This is a genomic window from Mesorhizobium sp. M0040 (genome assembly GCF_040323505.1).
GTDB lineage: Bacteria > Pseudomonadota > Alphaproteobacteria > Rhizobiales > Rhizobiaceae > Mesorhizobium.
In genome coordinates, this window is record NZ_JAMYVA010000015.1 from 140083 (window position 1) to 146151 (window position 6069).

Annotated in this window: 7 protein-coding genes; 5 read left to right on the top strand and 2 right to left on the bottom strand. The window is 62.7% G+C overall.

Annotated elements, in window-relative coordinates; all coding sequences use genetic code 11:
* Positions 1 to 58 precede the first annotated feature (58 nt).
* Positions 59 to 421 (top strand): YkvA family protein, encoded by a 363-nt coding sequence (locus NKJ91_RS16035; protein ID WP_031212728.1) that lies wholly within the window; start codon positions 59 to 61, stop codon positions 419 to 421.
* Between the two features lie 40 nt (positions 422 to 461).
* On the opposite strand, the gene NKJ91_RS16040 is transcribed toward NKJ91_RS16035, so the two are convergent.
* On the bottom strand, positions 462 to 1070 hold the full coding sequence (locus tag NKJ91_RS16040) for a methyltransferase family protein (protein ID WP_352456357.1): 609 nt from the start codon (positions 1068 to 1070) through the stop codon (positions 462 to 464).
* A 360-nt stretch (positions 1071 to 1430) separates the two neighbouring features.
* Here NKJ91_RS16040 and NKJ91_RS16045 point away from each other — a divergent pair, with 360 nt between their 5' ends.
* From NKJ91_RS16045 to NKJ91_RS16055, 3 genes are all read left to right on the top strand, one after another.
* Positions 1431 to 1937, top strand: coding sequence for an invasion associated locus B family protein (locus NKJ91_RS16045; RefSeq protein ID WP_023721899.1), 507 nt, complete (start codon positions 1431 to 1433; stop codon positions 1935 to 1937).
* A 144-nt stretch (positions 1938 to 2081) separates the two neighbouring features.
* A complete protein-coding gene (gene rlmN / locus NKJ91_RS16050; RefSeq protein WP_352456358.1) occupies positions 2082 to 3314 on the top strand; it encodes a dual-specificity RNA methyltransferase RlmN in 1233 nt (410 codons plus the stop codon).
* Complete coding sequence (locus NKJ91_RS16055) at positions 3311 to 3790, top strand: hypothetical protein (RefSeq protein ID WP_352456359.1); 480 nt, start codon at positions 3311 to 3313, stop codon at positions 3788 to 3790. The genes rlmN and NKJ91_RS16055 overlap by 4 nt, the downstream gene beginning before the upstream one ends.
* On the opposite strand, the gene NKJ91_RS16060 is transcribed toward NKJ91_RS16055, so the two are convergent.
* Entirely contained in the window at positions 3762 to 4403 is a 642-nt protein-coding gene (locus NKJ91_RS16060) for a LysE family translocator (protein WP_023679833.1), read from the bottom strand. The two genes, NKJ91_RS16055 and NKJ91_RS16060, sit on opposite strands and share 29 nt — an antisense overlap.
* A gap of 168 nt (positions 4404 to 4571) precedes the next feature.
* Here NKJ91_RS16060 and NKJ91_RS16065 point away from each other — a divergent pair, with 168 nt between their 5' ends.
* On the top strand, positions 4572 to 5795 hold the full coding sequence (locus tag NKJ91_RS16065) for an argininosuccinate synthase (RefSeq protein ID WP_352456360.1): 1224 nt from the start codon (positions 4572 to 4574) through the stop codon (positions 5793 to 5795).
* The last annotated feature ends 274 nt before the right edge of the window (positions 5796 to 6069 follow it).

Consider the following 6069-nt stretch of genomic DNA (forward strand, 5'->3'; position numbering starts at 1 on the left):
ACCACATTTTGCGTCGCGGTCACGCGTGAAGTCACGCGACGGCCGCAAGGAGAGGTTGATGGCGCAAAAATCCGGTTTTGATTTCTTCGGCCTCGGCAGCAAGCCGGGCAACGAGAGCGAAGTGCGCGAAAAGTTCTGGCGTACGGCGAAGAAGGCCGCCCGGCAGATCCCGTTCATGGAAGAGGTGGTCGCCGCCTATTACTGTGCCATGGACAAGAAGACGCCGCTGCGCGCCAAGGGCACCTTGCTGGCTGCGCTCGGCTATTTCGTGCTGCCGACGGACGTCATCCCCGATTTCATCCTTGGGCTAGGCTTCACCGACGACATCGCCGTGCTGACCGCCGCGATTACCGCCGTCAGCGCCCACATCACGCCGGCGCACCGGCTCGCCGCCAGGCAGGCCATCGCCGACAAGAGCTGAGCCGGTACGGCGCAAAAAATCGCGCGAGACTTTCCGGCCGTCAAACCCACCGCCGCACCCGCGCCTTGTAGGCGCGATAGGCATCTCCGAACTTCCGCTCGAGATAGCGCTCTTCCGGCGCGATAACGCCGGTATTGATCACCCACAGCAGGGGGATGACGAGCGCGATAGCCCAAAGACTTCCGGCCGCGACGCCGAGGCCCAGATAGACGAGGGTCGTTCCCAGATAGAACGGATTCCTGGTGCGCCGATAGATACCGTCGACGACCAGCGCCGTCGTCGGCAAGGTCGGTGGTATGTTGGTGCCAGCGGCCTGAAAGCGGCCCGCCGCCATAAAGATGAACACGAAGCCACACACCGCGAGCACAGCGCCGGTCAGATAGCGGGCGAGCGCCTGCCCGGCCATGACCGGGAGCGGCACGAGCACCTCGAGCACGGTTGCCGCCACCAGGAAGCCAAGGAAGATCAAAGGCGGCAGCGCAATGACCCCGGCCACGTCGGGCGCGCCCGATCCGCCCGCCGTCTCCCCGGCATCCGACCGGCGCACCGCGCCACCGGCCGTCCGCCGCATGGCGACACGAATGCCGAACACAATCGCCAGGACGGCTGTGCCGCCCGCGAGGATCAGGACTGTCTCGGAAACGGCCATGGCCAAATCTCCCGTAAGCCGCCAGGGAGGGCACCCTGGCCGAGCGCCGTAGCGGCGAACGCAGACATGGTACCGCCTGCAGGGAAATTCGTCACGCACCTCAAAAAGCGAGAATCGCGGCAAGACCTAGCTGCTTGAAAAGTCAAACTCTTGCCGTTTTCGTGGCCTCCAAGTCGCGGCAGGGACATTGCGCCAGCCGCTTTTTCGAGCGGCAGCGCGAAGACGGCGGCGGTTTCCTGGCGTGAACATCCTTTTCTCAGGGGAATTTCACCGTTTGGTAACCCAGATTAAATCAAAATGAAGCGACGGGCAGGACGCCGAGCCGGCCTGCCGCCGCACCAGTGGAATACGGGAAAAGCGATGCGCGGATTGATTGCTATAGTTTCCAGCCTGGCCCTGGTGGCCTTGACGGCGCCTGCGCTGGCGCAGTCGGCAACCAAGATCGGCCAGCATAATGCCTGGGGCACCTACAGTTATCAGGCGTCGGGCGGCGGCAAGGTCTGCTATGTCCTGACGGTGCCAACCGACAAGCAGCCGCCGACGCTCGATCACGGCGACATGTTCTTCTTCGTCAGCCAGCGGCCTGGGCAGCAAGTGTCCTACGAGCCGCAATTCATCGCCGGCTATACCTTCCAGGAAGGTTCCAAGGCCACCGTCACCATCGACAAGAAGTCTTTTTCGATGTTCACGCGCGGCAAGTCGGCCTGGGTCGAGAACGCCGCCGAGGAGCCGGTGCTGATAGCCGCGATGAAGACCGGCACCGACATGAAGGTGTCGGCCAAGTCCGGCCGCGGCAACACCACCACCTACGTCTTCTCGCTGAAGGGCATCTCGGCGGCGCTGGCCTCGATCGCCAAGTGCAAGTAGGCGGTTAGGCGCGGTCTTCCCTTCTCCCACAAGGGGAGAAGGAAGAACCCCGGCATGACTCCGCCGCTAACCTGTGCTATGCGCCGCGCTTGATTTCGGGCACGATGCTGTATTCGGCCGCAAATCGCTTATATTGGCGCAACAATGACCCTTACATTCGATCTTACCGCCGAAGGCGCGCGTGACGCGTTGCGCACCCACACGACGCCTGAAAAGCCGTCGCTGATCGGCTTGACGCGCGCCGAACTCGGGGCCGCCCTCGTCGCCGCCGGCATCGTGCCGGAGCGCCAGGCGAAAATGCGCGCCCAACAGCTCTGGCATTGGATCTATGTGCGCGGCGTTTCCGATTTTGCCGGCATGTTCAACATCTCCAAGGATCTGCGCGCCGCGCTCGACAGGCATTTCACCATTGCCAGGCCCGAGATCGTCGAGGAGCAGATTTCCTCCGACGGCACGCGCAAATGGCTGTTCCGCTTTCCGCCGCGCGGCGCTGGCCGGCCGGTCGAGATCGAGACCGTCTACATTCCCGAAGAAGGCCGCGGCACGCTGTGCATCTCCTCGCAGGTCGGCTGCACCCTGACCTGCTCCTTCTGCCACACCGGCACGCAGAAGCTGGTGCGCAACCTGACGGCGGAGGAAATCCTCGCCCAGCTCTTGACCGCCCGCGACCGGCTCGGCGACTTCCCCGACCGCGACACGCCCGACGGCGCCATCGTGCCGGCCGAGGGCCGGAAAGTGTCCAACGTCGTCATGATGGGCATGGGCGAGCCGCTCTACAATTTCGAGGCGGTGAAGAAGGCGCTGCTGATCGCATCCGACGGCGACGGGCTTTCCCTGTCGAAGAGGCGCATCACGCTGTCGACCTCCGGCGTCGTGCCCGAGATCTTCCGCACCGGTGAGGAGATCGGCGTCATGCTGGCGATCTCGCTGCACGCCACCAATGACGATTTGCGCGACCTTTTGGTGCCGATCAACAAGAAGTATCCGCTGAAGGATCTGATCGCTGCCTGTCGTGCCTATCCAGGCCTGTCGAACGCCAAGCGGATCACCTTCGAATATGTCATGCTGAAGGACGTCAACGATTCCATCGACGACGCCAAGGCGCTGATCAAGCTGCTCAAGGGCATTCCGGCCAAGATCAATCTGATCCCGTTCAACCCGTGGCCGGGCACCAACTACCAGTGCTCGGACTGGGAAACGATCGAGAAATTCGCCGATTACATCAACAATGCCGGCTATGCCTCGCCGATCCGCACGCCGCGCGGCCGCGACATACTAGCCGCCTGCGGCCAGCTCAAGTCGGACTCCGAGCGCATGCGCAAGGTCGACCGGCTGGCGCTGGAAGCGATGATGATCGCGGGGCATGGCGAGGCGTGAACCGCCTCGTCGCCTATCTGATCCGCTTCGCCGTCATCCTTGTCGGCTATGGCGTTGCTTCGCTAGCGGCAAGCGCCTTCCTTAACATCATGTTCCTGGCGTCTCTTGGGCTGATGACGGACGAGACGCAACCGGCGGCGCAGGCCTCGCTGTGGTTTTCAATCCCCTTCGTCGGGCTGTTCGTCGCCTATTTCGCTTTCATGCCGGCCGTCATCGCCATCCTCGCCTCCGAGATCCTTGGCCGACGTGACTGGCTGTTCTATGCGCTGGCGGGTGCTGTGGTGGCAGCGGTCTTCCTTGGCTTCGTCCACCAGACGGCCGATGCCAATTTCGAGGTTACCAATACCAGCGTCATGCTGGCGGTGATCGGCTGCGGCATGGTCGGCGGTATTTTCTACTGGCTGAGCGCCGGGCGCTCGGCCGGAAGCTGGCGTCAGATCGGACGCCCTATTTCGCCTGGGCCGTCAGGATCTTGAGCGCGAAGGCCGAAAAAACGCCGGCAAAGAGATAGTCGACGACGCGGGTCACACGCGGGCTGGATTTCATCGCGGCCGAGAATTTTTCCGCCGCCAGCACCATCGGCGCCGTCACCGGGATCGCCAGCACGACGAACATCGCGCCGAGGAAGAACAGCTTTCCCGGCGCGTCGGGATCATGCGCGGAGACGAATTGCGGCAGGAAGGTCATGAAGAACAGGATGATCTTCGGGTTGAGCAGATTGACCCCGAGCCCCGCCGCCCAGCTGCGGAACAGCGAGATCTGCGGCCCGCTCTTCTTCTCCGGTGAAAACGCCGACCCTTTTGTGATCGCCTGCCATGCCAGGAAGACCAGATAGCCGGCGCCAAAAATCTTCAGCACGAAGAACGCCATCGGCGAGGCGACGATCAGCGCCGAGACGCCGACCACCACCAGCGTGGTGTGAATCAGCGTGCCGCACAAGGCGCCGGCCATCGAGGCAAAGCCGGTGGCACGGCCCTGACTCAGCGTGCGCGAGACGAACAGCGTCATGTCAGGCCCGGGCGTGATCGCCAGGATGAAGGTGGCGATGGAGAACTGGATAAGCGTCGTACTGTCGGGGATGAAGGACATGGCTCGTCTCGTAGTGGCAAAAGACGGCGCAGCCATAGCGCAAGAGCCGTGTCCTCGCCAGCCTCTTGGAGATGAAGCATCTGGTCCAGGCATCGTTCGTCCCTTGCGCTGGCCTAAAACGCCGTGATACCTCGCCCGCGAAGAACCCCTGTCGCGGAACTGCCCACCATGTCGAAAGCAAAAGCCGTCAAGAAAGTCGTGCTCGCCTATTCCGGCGGCCTTGATACCTCGATCATCCTGAAATGGCTGCAGACCGAACTCGGCGCCGAGGTCGTCACCTTCACCGCCGATCTCGGCCAGGGTGGCGAACTGGAGCCGGCCAGGCGCAAGGCCGAGATGATGGGCATCAAGGACATCCGCATCGTAGATGTCCGCGAGGAGTTCGTATCCGATTTCGTCTTCCCGATGTTCCGCGCCAACGCCGTCTATGAAGGCACATATCTGCTCGGCACCTCGATCGCCCGGCCACTGATCTCGAAACATCTTGTCGAGATCGCCAGGGAGACCGGCGCCGATGCGATCGCTCATGGCGCCACCGGCAAAGGCAACGACCAGGTGCGTTTCGAGCTGTCGGCCTATGCGCTCAACCCCGACATCAAGGTCATCGCGCCGTGGCGCGATTGGTCGTTCAAGTCGCGGACCGATCTCATCAACTTCGCCGAGCAGCACCAGATCCCGGTGCCGAAGGACAAGAAGGGCGATGCGCCTTTCTCGGTCGACGCTAACCTGCTGCATTCGTCTTCCGAGGGCAAGGTGCTGGAAGACCCGTGGAGCGAGCCGCCGGAATTCGTCCACCAGCGCACCATCTCGCCGATGGATGCGCCCGATGAGGTCACCGAGATCGAGATCGAATTCCTCAAGGGCGACCCGGTTGCGCTCAACGGCAAGAAACTGTCGCCGGCAACGATGCTGGCGGCGCTGAACGATCTCGGCCGCGACAACGGCATCGGCCGGCTCGACCTGGTCGAGAACCGTTTCGTCGGCATGAAATCGCGCGGCGTCTATGAAACGCCCGGTGGTACGATCCTGATCGCCGCCCATCGGGCGATCGAATCGATCACGCTCGACCGTGGTGCGGCCCACCTCAAGGACGAGTTCATGCCGCGCTACGCCGAGCTGATCTACAACGGCTTCTGGTTCGCGCCCGAGCGGCTGATGCTGCAGGCGATGATCGACAAGAGCCAGGAAGACGTCGAAGGCACGGTGCGGCTGAAGCTCTACAAGGGCAACGTCATTGTCACCGGCCGCAAGTCGAGGAAGACGCTCTATTCCGACGCGCTGGTCACCTTCGAGGACGACCGCGGCGCCTATGATCAGAAGGATGCCGAAGGCTTCATCCGCCTCAATGCGCTCAGGCTGCGTACGCTGGCGGCGCGTAACCGTAGAAAATAGCCAGTTTCTCTGCACAGTGATTTTGACGGATTGGAAGCGGCAGCAACCGTCGATAGTTCTGTCAGCGGCCAATTTCAGCTGCAAATCGCAACCTCGGAGATTTGCTGAGACACCCCTCGACTTCGTCATCCCAGGGCGGAGCAGGAGCGAAGCGACGTCGCGGAGACCCTGGGATCCATATGTGGACGGCGCCCTGCCTGCAACGGTTGTTTTGCGTCGTTTTCGATCGCTTGCGTCCATATGTCCGGCCTTTGAGCACGGTCCTTGCGGCCGC

What these genes read in the sequence shown, in the direction of transcription:
- NKJ91_RS16035 (WP_031212728.1), top strand. Translation starts at nt 59, where the DNA reads ATGGCGCAAAAATCCGGTTTTGATTTCTTCGGCCTCGGCAGCAAGCCG.
- NKJ91_RS16040 (WP_352456357.1), bottom strand. Translation starts at nt 1,070, where the DNA reads ATGGCCGTTTCCGAGACAGTCCTGATCCTCGCGGGCGGCACAGCCGTC.
- NKJ91_RS16045 (WP_023721899.1), top strand. Translation starts at nt 1,431, where the DNA reads ATGCGCGGATTGATTGCTATAGTTTCCAGCCTGGCCCTGGTGGCCTTG.
- rlmN (WP_352456358.1), top strand. Translation starts at nt 2,082, where the DNA reads ATGACCCTTACATTCGATCTTACCGCCGAAGGCGCGCGTGACGCGTTG.
- NKJ91_RS16060 (WP_023679833.1), bottom strand. Translation starts at nt 4,403, where the DNA reads ATGTCCTTCATCCCCGACAGTACGACGCTTATCCAGTTCTCCATCGCC.
- NKJ91_RS16065 (WP_352456360.1), top strand. Translation starts at nt 4,572, where the DNA reads ATGTCGAAAGCAAAAGCCGTCAAGAAAGTCGTGCTCGCCTATTCCGGC.